The sequence below is a fragment of the Pseudomonas borbori genome (assembly GCF_900115555.1).
In the GTDB taxonomy this organism is placed as follows: Bacteria; Pseudomonadota; Gammaproteobacteria; order Pseudomonadales; family Pseudomonadaceae; genus Aquipseudomonas; species Aquipseudomonas borbori.
Genome location: NZ_FOWX01000006.1, coordinates 43,651 through 63,940 on the forward strand (window position 1 = coordinate 43,651; position 20,290 = coordinate 63,940).

The 20,290-nt window shown below is 66.1% G+C and carries 26 protein-coding genes and 1 riboswitch; of the genes, 10 read left to right on the top strand and 16 right to left on the bottom strand.

The features are described from left to right. Positions 1 to 45: 45 nt before the first annotated feature. From BM315_RS06000 to nrdR, 13 genes are all read right to left on the bottom strand, one after another. Complete coding sequence (locus tag BM315_RS06000; RefSeq protein WP_141123929.1) at positions 46 to 267, bottom strand: cupin domain-containing protein; 222 nt, start codon at positions 265 to 267, stop codon at positions 46 to 48. Between the two features lie 671 nt (positions 268 to 938). Next, positions 939 to 1,358, bottom strand: coding sequence for an MFS transporter (locus BM315_RS06005; protein WP_090498836.1), 420 nt, complete (start codon positions 1,356 to 1,358; stop codon positions 939 to 941). Next, on the bottom strand, positions 1,355 to 1,975 hold the full coding sequence (ribA, locus tag BM315_RS06010; protein ID WP_090498838.1) for a GTP cyclohydrolase II: 621 nt from the start codon (positions 1,973 to 1,975) through the stop codon (positions 1,355 to 1,357). The genes BM315_RS06005 and ribA overlap by 4 nt, the downstream gene beginning before the upstream one ends. Before the next feature lie 152 nt (positions 1,976 to 2,127). Next, positions 2,128 to 2,778 (bottom strand): retropepsin-like aspartic protease family protein, encoded by a 651-nt coding sequence (locus tag BM315_RS06015; protein WP_090498841.1) that lies wholly within the window; start codon positions 2,776 to 2,778, stop codon positions 2,128 to 2,130. 12 nt (positions 2,779 to 2,790) lie between these two features. Further along, positions 2,791 to 3,516 (bottom strand): transporter substrate-binding domain-containing protein, encoded by a 726-nt coding sequence (locus BM315_RS06020; protein WP_090498843.1) that lies wholly within the window; start codon positions 3,514 to 3,516, stop codon positions 2,791 to 2,793. A 2-nt stretch (positions 3,517 to 3,518) separates the two neighbouring features. Next, positions 3,519 to 4,031 (bottom strand): phosphatidylglycerophosphatase A family protein, encoded by a 513-nt coding sequence (locus BM315_RS06025; protein WP_244527255.1) that lies wholly within the window; start codon positions 4,029 to 4,031, stop codon positions 3,519 to 3,521. Beyond that, a complete protein-coding gene (gene thiL / locus BM315_RS06030) occupies positions 4,024 to 4,992 on the bottom strand; it encodes a thiamine-phosphate kinase (protein ID WP_090498845.1) in 969 nt (322 codons plus the stop codon). The genes BM315_RS06025 and thiL overlap by 8 nt, the downstream gene beginning before the upstream one ends. A gap of 83 nt (positions 4,993 to 5,075) precedes the next feature. Further along, positions 5,076 to 5,561 (bottom strand): transcription antitermination factor NusB, encoded by a 486-nt coding sequence (gene nusB / locus BM315_RS06035; RefSeq protein WP_090498847.1) that lies wholly within the window; start codon positions 5,559 to 5,561, stop codon positions 5,076 to 5,078. Further along, positions 5,558 to 6,034 (bottom strand): 6,7-dimethyl-8-ribityllumazine synthase, encoded by a 477-nt coding sequence (gene ribH, locus BM315_RS06040; protein ID WP_090498849.1) that lies wholly within the window; start codon positions 6,032 to 6,034, stop codon positions 5,558 to 5,560. Before ribH ends, nusB begins: the two co-directional genes overlap by 4 nt. 51 nt (positions 6,035 to 6,085) lie before the next feature. Continuing rightward, on the bottom strand, positions 6,086 to 7,183 hold the full coding sequence (ribBA, locus tag BM315_RS06045; protein WP_090498851.1) for a bifunctional 3,4-dihydroxy-2-butanone-4-phosphate synthase/GTP cyclohydrolase II: 1,098 nt from the start codon (positions 7,181 to 7,183) through the stop codon (positions 6,086 to 6,088). Positions 7,184 to 7,195: 12 nt separating this feature from the next. Beyond that, the gene (locus BM315_RS06050) at positions 7,196 to 7,858 is read right to left on the bottom strand and encodes a riboflavin synthase (protein WP_090498854.1); all 663 of its coding nucleotides are present in this window, start codon (positions 7,856 to 7,858) and stop codon (positions 7,196 to 7,198) included. Positions 7,859 to 7,977: 119 nt separating this feature from the next. After that, positions 7,978 to 8,137, bottom strand: a riboswitch (FMN riboswitch). Positions 8,138 to 8,292: 155 nt separating this feature from the next. Continuing rightward, positions 8,293 to 9,414: a bifunctional diaminohydroxyphosphoribosylaminopyrimidine deaminase/5-amino-6-(5-phosphoribosylamino)uracil reductase RibD gene (ribD, locus tag BM315_RS06055; RefSeq protein WP_090498856.1), complete on the bottom strand. Its 1,122-nt coding sequence runs from the start codon at positions 9,412 to 9,414 to the stop codon at positions 8,293 to 8,295. Next, positions 9,411 to 9,878: a transcriptional regulator NrdR gene (gene nrdR, locus BM315_RS06060; protein WP_090498858.1), complete on the bottom strand. Its 468-nt coding sequence runs from the start codon at positions 9,876 to 9,878 to the stop codon at positions 9,411 to 9,413. The genes ribD and nrdR overlap by 4 nt, the downstream gene beginning before the upstream one ends. Before the next feature lie 135 nt (positions 9,879 to 10,013). Between nrdR and BM315_RS06065 the strand changes: the two genes are divergently transcribed. The 3 genes from BM315_RS06065 to trxA all read left to right on the top strand — a co-directional run bounded on the left by BM315_RS06065 (position 10,014) and on the right by trxA (position 12,093). After that, on the top strand, positions 10,014 to 10,445 hold the full coding sequence (locus BM315_RS06065) for a YbaY family lipoprotein (RefSeq protein WP_090499094.1): 432 nt from the start codon (positions 10,014 to 10,016) through the stop codon (positions 10,443 to 10,445). Beyond that, positions 10,442 to 11,098 (top strand): class I SAM-dependent methyltransferase, encoded by a 657-nt coding sequence (locus tag BM315_RS06070; protein WP_090498860.1) that lies wholly within the window; start codon positions 10,442 to 10,444, stop codon positions 11,096 to 11,098. Before BM315_RS06065 ends, BM315_RS06070 begins: the two co-directional genes overlap by 4 nt. A 122-nt stretch (positions 11,099 to 11,220) precedes the next feature. Next, positions 11,221 to 12,093 carry a thioredoxin gene (gene trxA / locus BM315_RS06075; protein ID WP_090498862.1) on the top strand — a complete coding sequence of 291 codons (873 nt, stop codon included), beginning with the start codon at positions 11,221 to 11,223 and terminating at the stop codon, positions 12,091 to 12,093. A gap of 146 nt (positions 12,094 to 12,239) precedes the next feature. Here trxA and BM315_RS06080 read toward each other — a convergent pair whose 3' ends face one another. Further along, positions 12,240 to 12,590, bottom strand: a complete 351-nt coding sequence (locus BM315_RS06080; protein ID WP_090498864.1) for a hypothetical protein — start codon at positions 12,588 to 12,590, stop codon at positions 12,240 to 12,242. 128 nt (positions 12,591 to 12,718) lie between these two features. On the opposite strand from BM315_RS06080, the gene BM315_RS06085 reads away from it, so the two are divergent. From BM315_RS06085 to BM315_RS06100, 4 genes are read left to right on the top strand one after another with little or no spacing between them, the layout of a single operon-like run. After that, complete coding sequence (locus BM315_RS06085; protein ID WP_090498866.1) at positions 12,719 to 13,291, top strand: DUF2796 domain-containing protein; 573 nt, start codon at positions 12,719 to 12,721, stop codon at positions 13,289 to 13,291. Positions 13,292 to 13,336: 45 nt separating this feature from the next. Then, positions 13,337 to 14,047, top strand: a complete 711-nt coding sequence (locus tag BM315_RS06090; RefSeq protein ID WP_090498868.1) for an ABC transporter ATP-binding protein — start codon at positions 13,337 to 13,339, stop codon at positions 14,045 to 14,047. A 2-nt stretch (positions 14,048 to 14,049) separates the two neighbouring features. Beyond that, positions 14,050 to 15,315, top strand: a complete 1,266-nt coding sequence (locus BM315_RS06095; protein ID WP_090498870.1) for an ABC transporter permease — start codon at positions 14,050 to 14,052, stop codon at positions 15,313 to 15,315. A gap of 9 nt (positions 15,316 to 15,324) precedes the next feature. Continuing rightward, positions 15,325 to 15,846, top strand: a complete 522-nt coding sequence (locus BM315_RS06100; protein ID WP_090498872.1) for a DUF3299 domain-containing protein — start codon at positions 15,325 to 15,327, stop codon at positions 15,844 to 15,846. 260 nt (positions 15,847 to 16,106) lie between these two features. Here BM315_RS06100 and BM315_RS06105 read toward each other — a convergent pair whose 3' ends face one another. Further along, positions 16,107 to 16,493, bottom strand: coding sequence for a DUF4345 family protein (locus tag BM315_RS06105; protein ID WP_090498873.1), 387 nt, complete (start codon positions 16,491 to 16,493; stop codon positions 16,107 to 16,109). 132 nt (positions 16,494 to 16,625) lie between these two features. Here BM315_RS06105 and BM315_RS06110 point away from each other — a divergent pair, with 132 nt between their 5' ends. Then, positions 16,626 to 17,060 (top strand): DUF411 domain-containing protein, encoded by a 435-nt coding sequence (locus BM315_RS06110; RefSeq protein ID WP_090498875.1) that lies wholly within the window; start codon positions 16,626 to 16,628, stop codon positions 17,058 to 17,060. A gap of 71 nt (positions 17,061 to 17,131) precedes the next feature. Then, positions 17,132 to 18,007: a KPN_02809 family neutral zinc metallopeptidase gene (ypfJ, locus tag BM315_RS06115; RefSeq protein WP_090498876.1), complete on the top strand. Its 876-nt coding sequence runs from the start codon at positions 17,132 to 17,134 to the stop codon at positions 18,005 to 18,007. 63 nt (positions 18,008 to 18,070) lie between these two features. Here ypfJ and BM315_RS06120 read toward each other — a convergent pair whose 3' ends face one another. Further along, the gene (locus BM315_RS06120) at positions 18,071 to 18,958 is read right to left on the bottom strand and encodes a PA4780 family RIO1-like protein kinase (RefSeq protein WP_090498878.1); all 888 of its coding nucleotides are present in this window, start codon (positions 18,956 to 18,958) and stop codon (positions 18,071 to 18,073) included. A 219-nt stretch (positions 18,959 to 19,177) separates the two neighbouring features. Between BM315_RS06120 and ada the strand changes: the two genes are divergently transcribed. After that, entirely contained in the window at positions 19,178 to 20,218 is a 1,041-nt protein-coding gene (gene ada / locus BM315_RS06125) for a bifunctional DNA-binding transcriptional regulator/O6-methylguanine-DNA methyltransferase Ada (RefSeq protein WP_090498880.1), read from the top strand. Positions 20,219 to 20,290: the final 72 nt, after the last annotated feature.

Genomic DNA, 20,290 nt, shown 5'->3' on the forward strand with positions numbered 1-20,290 from the left:
GCCAGCCAATCCACACCAGCAGCATGCTGATCAGCGACTGCAACATCAGCTCGCACCCAGCGACCAGCTGCAGTACTCCTGGGCAATCGACTCGAACAGGGCATCCAGCCGCGGCTTCTCGCCGCCCACGGTACGCCCGCTCGCAGCGGCGAGCGGGGCCAGCGGCAAGCCCGTCTCCAGTTGCTCGACCAGCGGCAGCGCCAGGCTCAGCACATGGCCCTGGATATCCCGGGAAAAGCGAAAGCCGTAGACACTCAGCGCGGGCACCACCTGCAGCGAGGCTTGCGCGATCCGCTGCAGCGTCCCCTCGACCTCCAGCTCGGCGCAACCGCCTGCACCAGCGCCTGACCGCTAATGTCCGCCTCGCTGTGGCGGCAGGTTCGTTCCTGGTGGTCGGCAGAAACCCGAAACGGCCTCCTTCACCCCATGCTTGGAGGCGGTTCAGGGCTCGATCGGATGTGCAGGCGATCAGCCGCCGTCTTCGGCGGAGTCCTGTCGCCGAGCACGCCGGATTATTGCCTGCCACGCTTGCGAATATCGCCGGTGAGGTTCTACCACCGCTGGCGCCTGGATAACGGTCGTTATCAAGGGTGTGCGATGTCACGCCGCGGATATTTCTCCCTTGTGTGTCATTTACTTCGCGCTACCATCGGAACCGTTTTGCACCAACAGTAGAGCGGACGTATTTTGGGCGGGCGACGAGGCCAGGCCGGCGCGATGCTGAATCTGGTCAGGCGGCGGGTAGCATCGGTGGCCTCGACCTGGTCATGGCCGAGATCGCCCTGCTGCTTGAAGTCGTCGCTGAAGGGATAGGCCGGGCGCAGCCGATAAAACCGGCAGCAGCCCCGGATTACCTCAAGGTCATGAGATCGCGGGCGGAGCCGCCTGGACGCGCCGTAGCGGACAGTGCCGCGGTGAATGGCCGGGCGCTGCGCCGATTACTGACCGAGTTGGCGGGGAATACGGTAGAGGTAGAACAGGACGACGCTGGACAGCGCCAGGAGCGTCAGCGGAATCGCCTCAAGCCCGGCGAACACCGCGATGGCGGCAATCCAGGCCGGCAGGCCGGCGCCGAGCAGAGCCAGCCGACGCCGAGCGGCCAAGGCCAGCCAGGCGGACGGTTCTTGCGGGGTATCGAGGTGCTTTTCAGTGGCGATCAAGGCGTGCTTGTAGGCATGGAACAGCGGCAGGCTGACGAACATCGATGCCATCCCCGCGATGAACAAGGGCATGGCCAACACAGTCAGCTGCCGATCGGCAGCAAACAGCAAGTCAAGCACCAACAGCGGCGCCAGGGTTAGCGCCAGCTGCGACCACCAGGCCAGCGCCAGGCGACGGCGCACGTTGGCGCGGGTCACAGGCTTTCCTCAACCTCGCCCTGATGCAGACTGCCGAGCATATGCCCGAGCTTGCCAGCCTTGGTCGCCAGGTACTTCTTGTTGTGCGGATTGTGGTCGATCTGCAGTGGCACGCGAGTGGCTACGTTGATGCCCATATCGCCCAGCGCCTTGACCTTGCGCGGGTTGTTGGTCATCAGTTTGAGCGCCTTGATGTGCAGGTGTTCAAGCATCGGCAGGCAGATCGCGTATTCACGCTGATCGGCACCAAAGCCGAGGCGCTCGTTGGCCTCCACCGTATCGGCGCCGCCATCCTGCAGTTCGTAAGCGCGAATCTTGTTCAGCAGGCCAATGCCGCGGCCCTCCTGGCGCAGATAGAGCAGGACGCCACGTCCTTCGGCGGCAATCGCACGCATCGCGGCTTCGAGCTGGAAGCCGCAGTCACAGCGCAGGCTGAACAGCGCATCGCCGGTCAGGCACTCGGAATGCAGGCGCCCCAGCACCGGCTCGCCATCGGCCACATCGCCAAAGGTCAGCGCGACGTGCTCCTTGCCCGTGGCCGTTTCGAGAAAGCCATGCATGGTAAACACCCCGAACGGGGTAGGCAGCTGGGAGGCGGCGACGAACACGACAGACACCGGATGCTCCTAAATAGATAAGGGCTGGAAATTTGCGAGGGCGCATTGTAACAGCAGCCCTTGCCAGCGGGTCAGCTTGAATTACCGATGATAAGGATCGGATAAGCCGCAACGAGGGGATAGCAGGCCGGGCTTATGGCGTATGTCTGCTGTCAGTGCTTGGACTCCAGCACCAGCAGATCCTGCTCCACCCGCCAGCCGACCCGACTGAGAAAGCTCATGCCGAGCAGCGCATCGCTGGGCGAGCCACCCTCCAGCACCACCGCCTCGACGCCCAGCACCTCCAGAGTGCCGACCTTGACGCTGTTGAGATTGACCCGCCAGCCGCGCACCGTGCCGCTGGCGGTACTGACCTGCAATGGCCGGCCGACCACGCGATAGTCGATGCCGAGGCGGCGAGCGTGGCCATCGTTGAGGGCGACCGAGGTGGCGCCGGTGTCGACCAGGAACTGCAGCGGGTGGCCGTTCACCGAACCGGCGACCCAATAGTGCCCGCCAATGCCCTTGGCGATGCTCAACTGACGCGTGCTCGGCTCGGCAAAGCCTTCACTGTATTCGCGACTCAGGGAATAGGCGCGCTCCACGCCATCCACCCGCAGCACGGCGCCACGGCTATCGGCACTGACCACCACCACCCCGCCGGGACCGGTCTGGCCGACTCTCACCAGCTTGCGCTGGCCGTCGACATTGAGCACCGCGGCACCGGGGAACAGGCCGACCACCAGCACCTGGGCCGCCGCCCAACTCGTCGCGCAAGCCAACAGCAGCGCCCCGGCGCAGAGTACTTTCAGCCTGTTACGCAAAGCTCTCACTCCTCATTCGAAGGGATAGGGCTGCCGCCAGCGCTCGAACAGTGGGCGCAAGCTGCCCTGCTCGACCAGCTGCGCCATGCGTCGATCATACAACTGGGCCAACGCCCGCCCACGCGGGTTATCGGCAAACCCCAGGTACATCGGCAACCGGGTCAACCGGGTGACCCGGTAGCGGGCCCGGTCGGCGGCACCTTCAAGCACCTCATCGATCTCGGTCTGCGCATCGATGTAGAAATCCGCATGGCCGTAATCGAGCATGGGCAGGATACCGTTGCGGCGTTGAATTTCCCGGTAGTGCTTCAGGTTTGGCAAATAACGCTGGTATTCATAGCCACGCACCCACACCAGGCGGAACTCGCCGAGCGTCGCCTGGGTGGGTACCGCTTGCTCGATCAAGCCCAGTGCACTGATCTGATCGGCGTCGTAGTGCCAGCGCGGATAAAACACGCCCTCGTCCACCTCATTGCGGTAGGAGCCGACCCAGGCATCGGCCTCGCCGCGCTGCACCAGGCCGATGGAGCGGGTATAGGGTACGCTCTGGATCACCAGTTCGACGCCTTCGGGCTCGAACACCTGACGCAGGATATCCCAGGCCAGACCACTGCCGTCGGCATGGCTGTAGCCTTGCCAGACCTCGCTGGCCAGGCGAATTTCCCGCGGCGCAGCCGGCTCGGCATAGGCGCATGAACAGCCCAGCGCCCCCAGCAGCAACCCCAACTTCCATCGCACGGCTAGAAGCCCAACCCTGCCGCCAGTCCATTGACCCAGCCCCACACCAGCACCTGCATGGCCAGCCAGGCGAATACCCCGGCCAGCACGTCGTCGAGCATGATGCCGACGCCGCCATGCACGTGCCGGTCGATCCAGCTGATCGGCCAGGGCTTGAGGATGTCGAACAGGCGGAACATCAAAAAACCCGCCAGCAGCCAGCCCCAGCCTTCCGGCACCAGCCACAGGGTGATCCACATGCCGACCATTTCGTCCCAAACGATGCCTTCATGGTCATGCACACGCAGGTCTTCCGCCACCTTGCCGCACAGCCAGAAGCCGAACAGCATGGTAATGCCGAGCATCAGCCAGTAGCCCCAGTCCGGCAGCATCTGCCACAGCGGGATGAACGGCAGCGCCACCAGCGAACCCCAGGTGCCCGGTGCTTTGGGCAAGGTGCCCGAGCCGAAGCCGAAGGCGATGAAATGCCACGGATTGCGCCATACCGACGGCGGCACGCTTAGCGGTTCAGTCACCGTCACTCCCGAAATGCTGATAGCCCCGCGCCTGCGGCGTGATGCCTTGACCCTGCTGATCCAGCAACTGCACGCCTGCCCCGGCCTCGACGCGGCCGACCACATGCACCGGCCAACCCTGCGCCTGCAAGCCGGCGAGATGCTCGGCCGGCAGGGTAAAGGCCAATAGGTAATCGTCGCCACCGCTCAGCGCGCAGTTCCGCGCGCCACTGGCACCGAGCAAGGCCAGCAATGCCGGCGACAGCGGCAGGCGCGCCTGCTCGATCAGCAGCGCCACGCCCGAGGCGGCGGCGATATGCCCGCAATCGGCCAGCAGGCCGTCGGAAATATCCAGCGCCGCCGTGGCCTTGCCGCGCAGCGCCACGCCCAAGCCAAGCTGCGGGCGCGGCGACCAATAGCGCGCCAGCAAGGGTTCGGCAATCTCGGCTGGCGCCTGGCGCTGGCCGAGCACCAGGGCCAAGGCACCGGCGCCATCGCCCAGCTCGCCGCCGACGCAGAGCAGATCGCCGACCCGCGCACCGGCGCGGGTCAACGCCAGGCCATGGGGCACCCGGCCAAACACGGTCAGGGTCAGGCTCAGCGGCCCGCGCGAGGTATCGCCGCCGATCAGGCGCACGGCGCAGTCTTGCGCCATCCGGTCGAGACCGCCGGCGAAGGCTTGCAGCCAAGCCGCTTCGGCGCCAGGCAGAGTCAAGGCCAGGGTGAAGCCGATGGGGCTCGCGCCCATGGCGGCCAGGTCACTGACCGACACGCCCAGCGCACGCTGGGCGAGCAGAAAGGGATCGGCTGCAGCGGGAAAATGCACCCCGGCCACCAGGGTGTCGGTGGATACCGCCAGCTGTTCGCCAGCCGGCAGCTCCAGCAGCGCGCAGTCGTCGCCGATGCCCAGCGCCACGCCTGCGCCAGCCTGCGCACAGGCCGCCGCGGCGAAGTAACGGCGAATCAGCTCGAACTCACCCACGGACGACACCGCCGGCCAGCGGCGCCGCGACCAGGCGGGTCTGGCCTGGCGCACGCAAGCCGCAGTCGCTGTTCAAGAGGCTGTCAGCGCCGGTTGGCACGGACTTCGTCGGCCCGCAGACGCGGCGCCAATTTGTCCAGCACGCCGTTGACGAACTTGTGCCCGTCGGTGGCGCCGAACACCTTGGCCAACTCGATGCCTTCGTTGATCACCACCCGATAGGGCACATCGAGGCGGTTCTTCAGCTCGTAGGTGGACAGCCGCAGAATCGACAGCTCGACCGGGTCGATCTCGGCGATAGGGCGATCCAGGAGGATCTCGAAGGCGCCGTCGATCTCGCTCTTCTGCCGCGGCACGCCGTGCAGGATCTCGTGGAAGTAGGCGCCGTCGACCGTGCTGAAATCGTTATCGACGCGAAACTGCGCCTCGATCTCGTTCAGTTGCTGACCGGCCATGTGCCAGGAGTACAGCGCCTGCATGGCCAGGGTGCGCGCCTGACGGCGCGCCAGGGTCTTGCCGCTGGGAGCCTTGGAACCTTTCGGCGCTTGCGGCTTGTCGTTCTGGCTCACTTGGCCTCCAACTGCGCCAGCAGGCTGACCATTTCCAGGGCGGACAGTGCAGCTTCCGCGCCCTTGTTGCCGGCCTTGGTGCCGGAACGCTCGATGGCTTGCTCGATGGAGTCGACGGTCAGTACGCCAAAGGCCACCGGCACGCCGAACTCCATGGACACCTGGGCCAGGCCCTTGGTGCATTCGCCGGCGACGTATTCGAAATGCGGCGTACCGCCACGGATCACCGCACCGAGGGCGATAATCGCGTCGAACTCGCTACGCTGGGCGATTTTCTGCGCCACCAGGGGGATCTCGAAGGCGCCCGGTGCACGGATCAGGGTGATGTCGCTTTCGCTCACGCCGTGGCGAACCAGGGTGTCAACGGCGCCGCTTACCAGGCTTTCGACAACGAAGCTGTTGAAGCGGCCGACCACCAGGGCGAAGCGGCCCTTGGGGGCGATGAAAGTACCTTCGATGGTCTTCAGGGTCATAGCGAGTCTCGTCTATTTAAAGAGCCGGGCCGCGATTGGCGGCCCTTGGGATTATTCAGAGGGCAGGTATTCTACAACTTCCAGGTCGAAACCGGATATCGCATTGAACTTCATCGGCGAGCTCATCAGGCGCATCTGGCGCACGCCGAGGTCACGGAGGATCTGCGAGCCGGCGCCGACGGTGCTGTAGGTGGTCGGATTGGCTAGCACTTTCGCCTCGCCGCCCAACTGCCGCTCCAAATGCGCGAGCAAATCCGGGCCGGTCAGCGGGTTGCCCAGCAGCAGCACCACGCCGCTGCCGTCCCTGGCCACCTCGGCCATGGCCGCGCGCAGGCTCCAGCGCCCCGGCTGCTTGACCATGAACAGGTCGCGTAGCGGGTCCATGTTGTGCACCCGCACCAGGGTCGGCTGATCGGCGCAGATGGTGCCCAGAGTCAGCGCCATGTGCACGTCGTTCTCCACCGAATCGCGGTAGGTCACCAGGTTGAACTGGCCCAGCTCGCTATCGAGGATCTGCTCGCTGACACGCTCGACGGTGCGCTCGTGGATCAGCCGGTAATGGATCAGGTCGGCGATGGTACCGATCTTGATGCCGTGTTCGGCGGCGAACTCTTCCAGCTCGGGACGCCGGGCCATGGTGCCGTCGTCGTTCATGATCTCGCAGATCACCCCGCTCGGCTCGAAGCCGCCCATGCGCGCCAGGTCGCAGGCCGCTTCGGTGTGGCCGGCGCGGGCCAGGACGCCGCCGGGCTGGGCCATCAGCGGGAAGATATGGCCGGGGCTGACGATGTCGTCGGCCACCGCGTGCTTGGCTGCCGCGGCCTGCACGGTACGCGCGCGGTCGGCGGCGGAGATGCCGGTGGTGACGCCCTCGGCGGCCTCGATCGAGACGGTGAACTTGGTGCCGAAACCGGAGCCATTGCGCGGCGCCATCAGCGGCAGCTTGAGCAGCTCGCAGCGTTCACGGGTCATCGGCATGCAGATCAGGCCGCGGGCGAAACGCGCCATGAAGTTGATGTGTTCGGCCTTGACGCACTCGGAGGCGATGATCAGGTCGCCTTCGTTTTCGCGATCCTCGTCGTCCATGAGGATGACCATCTTGCCGGCGCGGATGTCTTCGATCAGTTCTTCGATGCTGTTGAGAGCCATGCTGGCGATTCCTTAATTCTTCAGGTAGCCGTGTTCGGCCAGAAAACTTTCCGTCATGCCCGAGGCGTTTGGCTCGGCGGCTTTGTCGCCGAGGAGCAGGCGCTCCAGGTAACGCGCCAGCAGATCCACTTCCAGGTTGACCTGACGCCCCGGGCGATAGTCGACCATGATGGTCTCGGCCAGGGTGTGCGGCACTATGGTCAGCTCGAATTCGGCGCCATTCACCGCGTTGACGGTCAGGCTGGTGCCGTCGACCGTGATCGAGCCCTTGTGGGCGATGTATTTGGCCAGTTCGCGCGGCGCGCGGATGGTGAACTGCACGGCGCGGGCGTTGTCGGCGCGGGCGATGACCTCACCGACACCGTCGACATGGCCGCTGACCAGATGGCCGCCGAGGCGACTGGAGGGCGTCAGCGCCTTTTCCAGATTGACCTTGCTGCCGGGCTTCAAGTCGATGAAGGCGGTGCGTGCCAGGGTCTCGCGGCTGACGTCGGCCCAGAAACCGTCGCCGGGCAGCGCCACCGCGGTCAGGCAGACGCCGTTGACCGCGATGCTGTCGCCCAGTTTGACGTCGCCCAGATCGAGCTTGCCGGTGGCCACATGGACACGCACGTCGCCGCCCTTGGGCGTCAGTGCACGGATGCTGCCGATGGATTCGATTATGCCGGTGAACATGGGTCCTCCGGTGCCTGGATGATGTTGAACAGCATGGATGAACTCCTGTTTTAGTCAAAACAGGGCAATGCCGATCGATAGGGATTTCACGGGTGCGCACAGGGCGCCCGAGGAGGGAATCCCGCTCTCTCTTTATCCGGACTATACCGTCGGCCCTGGAATCGCACCGGGTCTGCTGACCTTGCCGCCGCCTGTAACAGGTGGTAACAAGCGCTCGCGGGCTAGGCGCATGGCGCCATTACCGCCGGTGGGGAATCACACCCCGCCCTGAGAACGTTGCGGCCACCGCAGTGGCCGAGACGCGTTTTACCACAATTGTGGCAATGAAGCAGCTGCAAGCTGCAAAGCGGATGGCCGCCCCCTGCAAGCGCATCAGTGTGCGGGCTCGAGTTCAGCCAGCGTCAAGCTCTTACTTGCAGCTTGTGGCTTGCCGCTTATGCCTGCCTCTGCTCCGGCACTGCGATGATCCGCCAGTCGTCGCCGACTGCGCGCATCTCGACGATCTTCAGCGCCTGCGCCTCGGCCATCCGCGCCAACGGCAGTTCGAGCAGCGGCCGCGCGCTGGAGCCGAGAAACTTCGCTGCGACGAACAACTGGTATTCATCGACCAGGCCCTCGCGGGCGAAGGCCCCGGCCAGGCGCGGCCCGGCCTCGACCAGCACCTCGTTGGCGCCGCGCCCGGCCAGTTCGGCCAGCAGTTTGTGCAGATCGACATGACCGCTACTGCCCGGTACGGCCAGCAATTCGTGCCCCGCCTCCAGGTAGCGATCACGCGCCGTGGCCGCCGCGCAGGTCGCCACCAGCGTCGCGCCGGCTTGAAAGAAGGGCGCATCCAGCGGCACCCGCAGGCGGCCGTCGACCAGCACCCGCAACGGCGGGCGGGTCATCGCCAGCGCCGTCAGCTCGCCATCCAGGCCCAGTTCCTCCGGGCGCACGGTCAGGCGGGCATCGTCCGCCAACACCGTGTCGGCGCCGGTCAGCACCACGCTGGCGCGGGCACGCAGGCGCTGCACCGCGGCGCGGGCGGCCGGTCCGGTGATCCACTGACTCTCGCCGCTGGCCATGGCAGTGCGGCCGTCCAGGCTCATCGCCAGCTTGACCCGCACGAAGGGCAGGCCCTGTTCCATGCGCTTGATGAAGCCGGCATTGAGCGCCCGCGCCTCGGCTTCCAGCACGCCAGTCTGGACCTCGATCCCGGCCTGCCTCAGCCGCGCCAGGCCATTGCCGGCGACCTCTGGATTGGGATCCTGCATGGCCACCACCACCCGCGCCACACCGGCGGCGACCAGCGCATCGGCGCACGGCGGGGTACGGCCGTGATGGCTGCAGGGCTCCAGAGTCACATAGGCGGTGGCGCCCCGCGCCTGCTCGCCGGCCTGGCGTAGCGCATGCACCTCGGCGTGCGGCTCACCGGCGCGCACATGCCAGCCTTCGCCGACAATCTGTCCGTCGCGGGCGATGACGCAGCCGACCCGCGGGTTCGGGTGGGTGGAATACAGACCCTTGCGGGCCAGCTGCAGGGCGCGGGCCATGCAAGCATGATCGAAGCCCATCATGGCTGTTTCGCGGGTTCGCGGGACAGCCGGTCGATTTCCTCGCGGAATTCGTTGAGATCCTGGAAGCGCCGATAGACCGAGGCGAAGCGGATGTAGGCGACCTCATCGAGCTTCTGCAGCTCGCTCATCACCAGTTCGCCGAGCACCAGCGACTTGATCTCGCGCTCGCCGGTGGCGCGCAGCTGGTGCTTGATATGGGCAATCGCCGCCTCCAGACGCTCGATGCTCACCGGGCGTTTCTCCAGGGCGCGCTGCATGCCGGCACGCAGCTTGTCTTCGTCGAACGGCTGGCGGCTGCCGTCCTGCTTGATCAGCCGCGGCATCACCAGCTCGGCGGTTTCGAAGGTGGTAAAACGCTCTTCGCAGGCCAGGCATTCGCGCCGACGGCGCACTTGCCCGCCCTCGGCGACCAGGCGTGAATCGATGACCTTGGTGTCGTTGGCACCGCAGAAGGGACAGTGCATAGGATGGCAGCCGCCTTGAACAGGAAAGCGCCATGGTAGCGCATCCCGCGGGCAAGACAAGCCGAGGAGTTTGCGCTATACAGACGCCCGTTCCCACCACTCTTCCCGGCACCCACTTCGATGGCCACTTGCACGATGCGACTGCTCGCTCCGCTTGCCCTGACCGGGCTGCTGGCGGCCTGCGCCAGCGAACCCGCCATGCCGCCCCAGCCAGCGGCGCAAGCACCGGCTGACGCGGCCCCCGCCGCCCTGCCGGCCCATCTGCGCGAACTCAGCGGCAACCTGCTCGGCGTACCCCGCAATGCCGAAGTCGAACTGGCCCTGCTGCTGATCGATGCGCGCGGCTTGCCGCAGGTTCTGCTGGGCACCATCCAACTGACCGGCAGCGGCGCGGCGCTGCCCTTTCGCCTGCCCTTCGACCCCCAGGCCTTTATCCCCGGCACTCGGGTCGAGCTGCGCGGGCGGGTCAATCAGGCCGGCCGACTGATCCTGCGCCTGCCACCCCAGCCGATTCGCCACAACGACAGCCAGCAACTCGGCGCACTGCAACTGGTACCCGCGCCATGAATGCACCGGCTCGCCTGCACAGGGCGCTGCACGAACTACTCGGCGATGCGCAACTGACCGCCACCACCGTGCCCGGCACCGCGCTGAAACTCTGGCTGATCGATGCGACCAATATGGATCGAGCCTTCAATCCTGAGGAAACCCGGCGCATTCTCGAGGGGCCGCCCTATTGGTGCTTCTGCTGGGCCAGCGGCCTGGTGCTGGCGCGCTGGCTGGCTGAGCACCCGCAGTGGGTGCGCGGTAAGCGTGTACTGGACTTCGGCAGCGGCTCCGGCGTCGCGGCGATTGCCGCGGCCAAGGCGGGCGCCCTCGAAGTGGTGGCCTGCGACCTCGACCCACTGGCCCTTGCGGCCTGCCGGGCCAATGCCGCCCTCAATCAGGTGGAACTGGGCTATTCGGCGGACTTCTTCCGGGAAGCCGACCGTTTCGACCTGATCCTGGTCGCCGACGTGCTCTACGACCGCGCCAACCTGCCGCTGCTCGACCAGTTCCTCAGCCGCGGACGCCAGGCACTGGTAGCCGATTCACGGGTGCGCGACTTCCAGCACCCGCTGTATCGGCGCCTTGGCGTGATGGACGCCTGCACCTGGCCGGACCTGGCTGAGCCGGAAGAGTTTCGCCAGGTTAGCCTGTATTACGCGCAGCGGGCTTGAATGGGGAATTCACTGTGGTGATCGCGCCAGCCAACGCAGCTTTCCCTCATCTCCGCCCCGAAACTTGCAGCCTGCGCCCTTCAGCCTGAAACTATGCCTTTCTCATCATTGAAGCCGAGCCCATGAGCGACAGCCCCTATATTTTCGACGTGTCCGGTAGTGCCCAGTTCGAGCAACTGGTGATCGAGAACTCCTTCCACAAGCCGGTGTTGGTGGACTTCTGGGCTGAGTGGTGTGCGCCCTGCAAGGCGCTGATGCCACTGCTGGCGCAAATCACCGAGGGCTATCAGGGCGAACTGCTGCTGGCCAAGGTCAACTGCGACATCGAACAGGACATAGTCGCGCGCTTCGGCATTCGCAGCCTGCCCACCGTGGTGCTGTTCAGGGACGGCCAGCCGGTCGATGGCTTTACCGGCGCGCAACCGGAATCGGCGATCCGCGAACTACTCAAGCCCCACGTGGCCGAGCCGGCACCCGCCGCTGCCGACCCCATGCAGGCGGCCCAGGCCTTGTTCGCCGAGGGCCGCATCGGCGATGCCGAAGCCCTGCTCAAAGAAGTGCTGGCGGAAAATAACCAGCACGCCGCGGCGCTGATCCTCTACGCCCGCTGCCTGGCCGAACGCGGCGAGCTGGACGAGGCGCAAAGCGTGCTCGATGCGGTCAAGGGCGACGAGCACAAACAGGCCCTGGCCGGCGCCCGCGCACAGCTGACCTTCCTCCGCCAGGCCGCCGATATGCCCGAAGTCGCCGACCTGAAAACCCGCCTGGCGCAAAACGCCGAAGACGACGAAGCCAGCTACCAACTGGCGCTCCAGCAACTGGCGCGCCAGCACTACGAACCGGCGCTCGACGCCCTGCTCAAACTGTTTATCCGCAACCGCAACTACGCCGACGGCCTGCCGCACAAAACCCTGCTGCAAGTCTTCGACCTGCTCGGCAACGAGCACCCGCTGGTGACCGCTTACCGACGCAAGCTGTATCAGGCGATTTACTAGGCAGGCCTGGGCCTGTCGGGCTTCGCGGCCAAAGCCCCTTCCACGAGCGCAGTTAGCCCTGCGGGAGGACTGGGCGGCACTCCGCTTTAGCCGCGACAGGTCAGAGATGGATAACCTGTCGCTGTGCAGTTATTCATCGGTACTTATCAACCAACCCAGTGATAGATAGGCGCATCCGCGCCCGTCTCCATCCGCACTTGACCGCAGTGCCGCAGCCGTACCAACAAGCGCTTGCCCGCGGCCTCGCCACCGGCCAGCGCGGCCAATTGCCCGAGCAACTGTGGCCCTTCGATCTGCCCGGCGTTACGCAGCAGCTCCAGCGTGGTTTGCCATAAGGCGTCGGCCGGGACGTGCGTAGCGGCGGGCGCGGCAACGGGCAACGGCTCGACCGGCGCACTCGGCGCAACGTGCTGCGTCAACTGCGCCCAATCCTCGGCGTCCAGTTCCACCGTCAGGTCCACCGGCCAGTCGCCGACCCGCCCACGAATGCGCACCATATCTTTATCCTCAAATGATCTGCGGGCATGCTCCCACGCCACCCGCATGCCGCCAAGGGACACTGGCCAGAGGACGCACAAAGTTGTTATAACATAACGCGAATTAGCAGCCATCACCGGAGACACCCATGCGCCGCCTCTTGCTCGCCTTGCCTTTCGCCCTTTTACCGCTGGCCGCCGCCCAGGCCAGCGATCACGAACACGAACATGACCACGCCGAACACGGCAGCCTGGATGCCCACGAGCATGGCGCCGCCCGCCTCAATGTGGTGCTCGACGGCCAAGCCCTGGAGCTGGAGCTGGAAAGCCCGGCCATGAATCTGGTGGGTTTCGAACATGCCGCCACGAGCGACGCCGACAAGGCCAAGGTCGCCGCCGCACGCAGCCAACTACAAGGCCCGCAGGCCCTGTTCGGCCTGGGTGCAGGCGCTTGCACCCTGAGCGAAACCGAGCTCGAAAGCGCATTGTTCGAAGATGATGAGCATGAGGAACATCACAACCACGATGAAGACAGCGAGCACAGCGAAATCCATGCGCACTACCAGCTCGACTGCAAAAAGCCTGGCGAATTGAAACAATTGAACCTGAGCGAACTGTTCAAGCGCTTCCCCGCCACCGAGAAAATTCAGGTACAACTGATCGGCCCAAGCGGCCAGCAAGGCGTCGAGCTGACACCCGCCAAGCCGTCCCTCGGTTTCTAAATTTTCGGAGCGCAGCGTGGCCGGGGCAACCCGGCCGCTTACTTTATGAGCAATGCCCTGATCAGCCTGTCCAACCTCGGTTTCGCCTGGCCCGGCCAGGCGCAGCTGCTGGACATCCCCAGTTTCACCCTGGAGCGCGGCGAAAGCCTGTTTCTCAAGGGTCCCAGCGGCAGCGGCAAGACCACCCTGCTCGGCCTGCTCGGCGGCGTGCAGACGCCCGGTCGCGGCAGCATCCGCCTGCTCGACCAGGAACTCCGCACCCTCTCGGCCAGCGCCCGCGACCGCTTTCGCGTCGACCACACCGGCTACATCTTCCAGCAGTTCAACCTGCTGCCGTTTCTCTCGGTGCGCGAGAACGTCGAGTTGCCCTGTCACTTCTCCAGGCTGCGCGCCAGCCGCGCCATCCAGCGCCACGGCAGCATCGACCAGGCCGCCGCCACCCTGCTCGCCCACCTCGGTCTGAAAGAGACCAGGCTGCTCGAGCGCCGCGCCGACGAACTGTCCATCGGCCAGCAACAGCGGGTCGCTGCCGCCCGCGCCCTGATCGGCCAGCCCGAGCTGGTGATCGCCGACGAGCCGACTTCGGCCCTGGACTTTGATGCCCGCGAGGCCTTCCTCCAGTTGTTGTTCGCCGAGTGCCGCGAGGCCGGCGCCAGCCTGCTGTTTGTCAGTCACGACCAGAGCCTGGCGCGCCTGTTCGACCGCAGCCTGTCGCTGGCCGAACTCAACCGCGCCGCCACCCCGACGGAGGTCTGAAGGTGTACCTATTACGTCTGGCCCTGGCCAGCCTGGGCAACCGCCGCTTCACCGCGCTGCTCACGGTATTCGCCATCGCCCTCTCCGTTTGCCTGTTGCTGGCCGTCGAACGGGTGCGCAGCGAAGCGCGCGCCAGCTTCGCCAATACCATCAGCGGCACCGACCTGATCGTCGGCGCGCGCTCGGGCAGCGTCAACCTGCTGCTGTATTCGGTGTTCCGCATCGGCAATGCGACCAACAACATTCGCTGGGACAGCTTCGAGCGCTTCGCCGAACACCGTCAGGTCAAGTGGGCGATTCCGATTTCCCTCGGCGACTCGCACCGCGGCTACCGGGTGATGGGCACCAGCCAGGCGTATTTCGAGCACTTCCGCTATGCCCGCAGCCAGCCACTGAAGATCGAGCAGGGCCGGCCCTTCGCCAGCGATCCGTTCGAGGTGGTGCTGGGGGCGGAAGTGGCCAGGGCGCTGGACTACAGTCTCGGCGAAGAGCTGGTGCTGGCCCATGGCGTAGCGACCATCAGCCTGGTCAAGCACGACGACAAGCCCTTCACCGTGGTCGGCATTCTCGAACGCACCGGCACCCCGGTGGATCGCACCCTGCATATTTCCCTCGGCGGCATGGAAGCGCTGCACGTCGACTGGCAGAACGGCATGCCGGCACGTGGCGCTGGCGTGGTCAGCGCCGAGCAAGCCAGAAATATGGATCTACAGCCGAAGCAGATCACCGCCTTCCTGCTCGGCCTCAATAGCAAGATCGCCACCTTCAGTTTGCAGCGCGAAATCAACGAGTTCCGTGGCGAGCCGCTGCTGGCAATTCTGCCCGGCGTAGCCCTGCAAGAGTTGTGGAGCCTGATGGGCACGGCGGAAAAGGCGCTGTTCGTGGTCTCGCTGTTCGTCGTGCTGACCGGTTTGATCGGCATGCTCACGGCGATCCTCACCAGCCTCAACGAACGCCGCCGGGAGATGGCGATCCTCCGTTCGGTGGGCGCGCGGCCCTGGCATATCGCCGGCCTGCTGATCCTGGAAGCCTTCGCCCTGGCCTTAGCCGGCGTGCTGCTGGGCCTGTTGCTGCTGTACCTGGGCATCGCCGGCGCACAAAGTCATGTGCAGGCCAACTACGGCCTGTATCTGCCGCTTGACCTGCCAACGGCCTATGAGTGGACGCTGCTCGGCGCTATCCTGAGCGCCGCCCTGCTGATGGGCTGCGTACCCGCCTGGCGCGCCTATCGGCAGTCGCTGGCCGATGGGTTATCGATTCGTTTGTGAGGCCTGACCATGCACCGCCCCCTGCTCGCCACCTTGTTGCTCGCCCTGACCCTGCCGTTATCGGCCGCCGAGGTGCGCGAGCTGAACTGGTCGGAGATGGTCCCGGCCGATGCGCCAGCGCAAGCGGTCGAGCCCGCGCCCATCCATGACCTGTCGCAACTGGCCGACGCTTTGTCCGAAGCCGGCCCGGCCGCCGCGCAGCAATCGCCCGCCGCGCCGGTGGTCGAGGAACTGCACGGTCAGAGGGTGAAATTGCCGGGCTATATAGTGCCGCTGGATGTCACCGACGAAGGCCGGGTCACCGAGTTCCTGCTGGTGCCCTACTTCGGCGCCTGCATCCATGTACCGCCACCGCCCTCCAACCAGATCGTGCACGTCACCGCCGAACTGGGCGTGCTGCTGGATGCGCTGTACCAGCCATTCTGGATCGAGGGGCCGCTGAAGGTCGAGCAGAGCAGCAGCGAACTGGCCGAAGCCGGCTACCAGATGCAGGCGGACAAGATCTACGCTTACGAATTGCCGGATAGCTGAACGGATCCGCAGCCGAGCACCACCTCGCCCCCTCGAATCCGGCAGGACGGGCCTTGACCCGTCGCGCCAGGCGCTGCACAAGCCCGGATTGCGCCGCTGCGGCTAGCGGAGCGGCAGGCGGCTATTCATCTGCCGCTGCCGGATACTCAAGCCAGGTGCCATAGCGAGACCCTCTCCAGGCAGGGCGCGCAACCCGCGCCCCAGTAGCCTGCCGCAGCCTCCCTGCATGCGGCATCGGCAGTCTGGCACGGGCGTGAGAACTACTCCCGGCTCAACCCGCGCAGGGCCCAGAAGGCCAACCCGGCGGCAACCACCTCGAGCAGCAAGGCCAGCAGGTTGAAGGTCTGCTGGGCGCCGCCGTCCAGCCACAGGCCGCCGATGCGCGCCAGGGCCAGGGCGCTGTACAGCAGCACCAGCAGGGTCAAGGCGGCGCGGGTCAGGTCGAGGCGAGTCAGGGCCAGGCCGAGAAAGGCCGCCAGACCGAGCTGCAGGCCACCGTAATAGGCGCGCACATCGGTCGCCGCGGCAGGCGCCATCAGCAGCATGCCGCTGAGGTTGCTCATCTCATGGGGCCGAACGAAGTAGGCCAGGCCCAAACCGGCCAGCGCCAGCATCTGCAGGACCAGAATCACGCGTGCAAACAACATCGACAGCTCCCTTGTTCCGATAATCGTCCAGGCAGCATAGGCTGCCTGCGACCTATCCGGATACAGCCGCTGATTTGGCTCCCGGGCGGGACAGCGCTATGCTCGGCCAACGATCCACAATGGAGTTCCAGCATGCGTCCGTTAATTCTTATCGCCGGTCTCTGCGCCGGCCTCGCCCAGGCTGCCGAGCCGATCAGCATCGACGTGCACCGGGACGCCAATTGCGGCTGCTGCAAGGCCTGGATCAGCCATCTGCAGGACAACGGCTTCAGGGTCAACGACCATGTCGAAAGCGACATGAGTGCGGTCAAACAGCGCCTCGGCGTGCCGCCGCGCCTGGCCTCCTGTCACACCGGGGTGATCGACGGCAAGTTCGTCGAGGGCCACGTGCCGGCGGCCGACATCCTCAAGTTGCGCCAGCAGCCGGACCTGCTCGGTGCCGCGGTGCCGGGCATGCCGGCCGGCTCGCCGGGGATGGAGATGGGCGATCGCCAGCAGCCCTACCAGGTCATCGGTCTGGACCAGCAGGGCAAGGAGCGCGTGCTCGGCGACTACCCGGGCAACTGATCCAACTTACTGGCGCCCGCCCCGGAGGGCGACGACACTGCAGTCTAGGAACTGACGAAGGGAGCCGGGCAATGCGCTGGAAACGGGCAAGACGCAGCGACAACGTGGTGGATGCGCGCGGACGCAATGGCGCGAGGCGCTTTGGCGGGACCAAGGGGTTGAGCCTCGGCGGTGTCGCCGCGGTGGTGATCATCGGCTTGCTGATGGGCCAGGATCCGCTGCAGATCCTCGGCCAACTGGCCGGCCAGGCCACCCAGACCAGTTCGTTCGACTCGCGGCAGAGTGCGCCACCGGCGGCCAACGATGAACAGGCGGAGTTCGTTCGCGCCATCCTCGGCGACACCGAGGACACTTGGCGCGCACTCTTCCAGAGCGCCGACCGCTCATACCGCGACCCGACCCTGGTGCTGTTCCGCGGCGGAGTCGACTCGGCCTGTGGCTTCGCCGACTCGGCGGTCGGCCCCTTCTACTGCCCCGGCGATCAGCGGGTCTACCTGGATCTGCAATTCTTCCGCGAACTGGAACAGCGCTTTGCCGCCGCCGGCGACTTCGCCCAGGCCTATGTGATCGCCCATGAGGTCGGTCACCATGTGCAGACCCTGCTCGGCGTCTCGGCCAGGGTGCAGGCCGCACGCCGGCGCGGCGAACGCATGGAGGGCGGCAACGGCCTGCTGGTGCGTCAGGAGTTGCAGGCCGATTGCCTGGCCGGGATCTGGGCCCACCACGCCCAGCGCCGTCTCGACTGGCTGGAGCCGGGCGATTTGGAGGAAGCACTGAACGCCGCCAATGCCATCGGCGACGACCGTTTGCAGAAACAGACGCGCGGCCAGGTGGTGCCGGACTCCTTCACCCACGGCACCTCGGCGCAGCGCATGCGCTGGTTCAAGCTCGGCTTCGAGCACGGCCAGGTCGGCCGCTGCGATACCTTCCAGGTGGCGCGGCTGTAAAACCAACCCGACCGTGGGCTGACGGCAAGCAGGGCTGCAACGGCTCGCCCAGCGTGCTGTCGGCTATTGTGCCCAGGGCGGTGGCGGCTCTTCGCCGACGGGGGCATCCTCGGCATTCAGCAGGGCCTGGCGGCGCGCTTCTTCGGCCAGGGTGGCCTTGATCTCGCGCATCACCGCATCGATATCGGCGGCCTCTTCAGGATCGTCGAACTCGCCGGTCAGCGGGCTGTCCGGGGTCAGTTCGCCGGCCTCGTACAGCGCCCACATTTCCTTGGCGTACTTGCTGAACTTGAGTTCCGGGGCGAACTGGCCGAAATAGGCGGCCATATTGCCGACATCGCGCTCGAGCATGCTGAAAGCATGGCTGTTGGCAGCGGCATCGACCGCTTGCGGCAGGTCGATGATCACCGGGCCTTCAGGCCCCAGCAGCACGTTGAACTCGGACAAGTCGCCATGCACCAGGCCGGCGCAGAGCATCTTGACCACCTCACCGATCATGAAGGCATGGAATTCGCGGGCATCTTGCGGGTGCAGGTCGACATCGTTGAGGCGCGGCGCAACGTTGCCCTCATCGTCGAGGACCAGTTCCATCAGCAACACGCCCTCGAGGAAGTCGTAGGGCTTGGGCACCCGCACCCCGGCGCCAGCCAGATGGAACAAGGCAGCCACTTCGGCGTTCTGCCAGGCATCTTCCTGGCCCTTGCGGCCATACTTGGTGCCCTTGCTCATGGCCCGCATATCGCGGCTGCTGCGCACCTTGCGCCCCTCCTGATACTGCGCCGCCTGACGGAAACTGCGCTTGTTGGCCTCCTTGTAGACCTTGGCGCAGCGCAGTTCATCACCGCAGCGCACCACGTACACCGCGGCTTCCTTGCCACTCATCAGCGGGCGCATCACTTCGTCGACCAGACCAGCCTCGACCAGGGGTTCAATACGTTTTGGCGTCTTCATTAGCTTTAATCGTGGGTCCTGTGTTGCCCTATTCGCGTATACCGCCCCGTTATACGGCAATCCTCGGGCAGAACCCAGCCCACGGGTCATCATGTGTCCATTAGCGGGTCAATAAATAGTTGCCGACTGACCACGAGCTGCAGATTTGAAAGCGCGATTGGCATTGGCGCAGCCGGCGCAAGGGTCGACAATCGACTCATCATTTCCTGGAGCCGCGCCATGCTCGATCCCGACCGCTGCTGGCAAGCCGTCTGCGCCCGCGACGCCGCGCGCGACAACCAGTTCGTCTTCGCCGTGCGCTCCACCGGCATCTATTGCCGGCCGAGCTGCCCGGCGCGGCGGCCACGACGCGACAACGTCAGCTTCCACGCCGATGCGCAGAGCGCCGAAGCCGCCGGTTTCCGTCCGTGCCGGCGCTGCTCGCCGCAGGGCGCCAGCCCGGCCGAACAGCTCGATCAACTGGTCGCCGCCGCCTGTCGCCTGCTGGTCGAGCAGGACAAGACACCGGCCCTCGAACAACTCGCCGCGCGCATTGGCCTGTCCGCCTCGCACCTGGCGCGCGCATTCAAGGCGCGCACCGGGCTGACGCCGAAGGCCTGGGCCAACGCCCAACGCCGCGCACAGCTTGAAGCCGGCTTGCCACAGGCCGAGTCGGTGCTGCAGGCGGCGCTGGCCGCCGGCTATTCCGGGACCCGTGCGCTGTACGCCCAGGGCGACGCTTTGAGCCCGGCACAACGGCGCCGGCGCGGCGCCGGTGAAGCCCTGCGCTACGCCATCGCCGCCTGCCCGCTCGGCCAGTTGCTGCTGGCCAGCAGTGCCAAGGGCGTCTGCGCCCTGCTGTTCGGTGACACCGACGAGGCGCTGGAAAGCGAGCTGCGTCAGCGCTTCGCCGCCGCCCGCCTGCAACGCGACGATGCCGGCCTGGGCGACTGGCTGCAGCAGGTCATCGGCCAGATCGAGGAACCGCAACGCGCCGCGCAGTTGCCCCTGGACTTGCGCGGCACGGTCTTTCAGCAACAGGTGTGGCACGCCCTGCAGCAAATCCCGGTGGGGCAAACGCGACGCTATGGCGAACTGGCCGCCAGTATCGGCAGCCACCCGCGCGCGGTGGCGCAGGCCTGCGCGAGTAATCCTCTGGGCCTGCTGGTGCCCTGCCATCGGCTGATCGGCGCCAATGGCGCGCTGAGCGGCTACCGCTGGGGGCTGGCGCGCAAGGCGGCGCTGCTGCAGGGCGAAGCCCAGGCGCCGGATGAGGGATGAGTACGCCGACTGTACGCAACAACGATCTGGCGCATACAGCTGGCTGCTGGCTGCCAGCCCAACCCCGTGAAA

Excerpts from the sequence above, each read along its gene's own strand:
- nrdR (WP_090498858.1), bottom strand. The coding sequence starts at position 9,878 with ATGCACTGTCCCTTCTGCGGTGCCAACGACACCAAGGTCATCGATTCA.
- BM315_RS06120 (WP_090498878.1), bottom strand. The coding sequence starts at position 18,958 with ATGAAGACGCCAAAACGTATTGAACCCCTGGTCGAGGCTGGTCTGGTC.
- BM315_RS06080 (WP_090498864.1), bottom strand. The coding sequence starts at position 12,590 with ATGGTGCGCATTCGTGGGCGGGTCGGCGACTGGCCGGTGGACCTGACG.
- ribH (WP_090498849.1), bottom strand. The coding sequence starts at position 6,034 with ATGACCCTGAAGACCATCGAAGGTACTTTCATCGCCCCCAAGGGCCGC.
- ribD (WP_090498856.1), bottom strand. The coding sequence starts at position 9,414 with ATGATGGGCTTCGATCATGCTTGCATGGCCCGCGCCCTGCAGCTGGCC.
- ribBA (WP_090498851.1), bottom strand. The coding sequence starts at position 7,183 with ATGGCTCTCAACAGCATCGAAGAACTGATCGAAGACATCCGCGCCGGC.
- ada (WP_090498880.1), top strand. The coding sequence starts at position 19,178 with ATGCTCGATCCCGACCGCTGCTGGCAAGCCGTCTGCGCCCGCGACGCC.
- BM315_RS06090 (WP_090498868.1), top strand. The coding sequence starts at position 13,337 with ATGAGCAATGCCCTGATCAGCCTGTCCAACCTCGGTTTCGCCTGGCCC.
- BM315_RS06050 (WP_090498854.1), bottom strand. The coding sequence starts at position 7,858 with ATGTTCACCGGCATAATCGAATCCATCGGCAGCATCCGTGCACTGACG.
- BM315_RS06070 (WP_090498860.1), top strand. The coding sequence starts at position 10,442 with ATGAATGCACCGGCTCGCCTGCACAGGGCGCTGCACGAACTACTCGGC.
- BM315_RS06100 (WP_090498872.1), top strand. The coding sequence starts at position 15,325 with ATGCACCGCCCCCTGCTCGCCACCTTGTTGCTCGCCCTGACCCTGCCG.
- ypfJ (WP_090498876.1), top strand. The coding sequence starts at position 17,132 with ATGCGCTGGAAACGGGCAAGACGCAGCGACAACGTGGTGGATGCGCGC.
- BM315_RS06065 (WP_090499094.1), top strand. The coding sequence starts at position 10,014 with ATGCGACTGCTCGCTCCGCTTGCCCTGACCGGGCTGCTGGCGGCCTGC.
- trxA (WP_090498862.1), top strand. The coding sequence starts at position 11,221 with ATGAGCGACAGCCCCTATATTTTCGACGTGTCCGGTAGTGCCCAGTTC.
- BM315_RS06085 (WP_090498866.1), top strand. The coding sequence starts at position 12,719 with ATGCGCCGCCTCTTGCTCGCCTTGCCTTTCGCCCTTTTACCGCTGGCC.
- BM315_RS06110 (WP_090498875.1), top strand. The coding sequence starts at position 16,626 with ATGCGTCCGTTAATTCTTATCGCCGGTCTCTGCGCCGGCCTCGCCCAG.
- BM315_RS06105 (WP_090498873.1), bottom strand. The coding sequence starts at position 16,493 with ATGTTGTTTGCACGCGTGATTCTGGTCCTGCAGATGCTGGCGCTGGCC.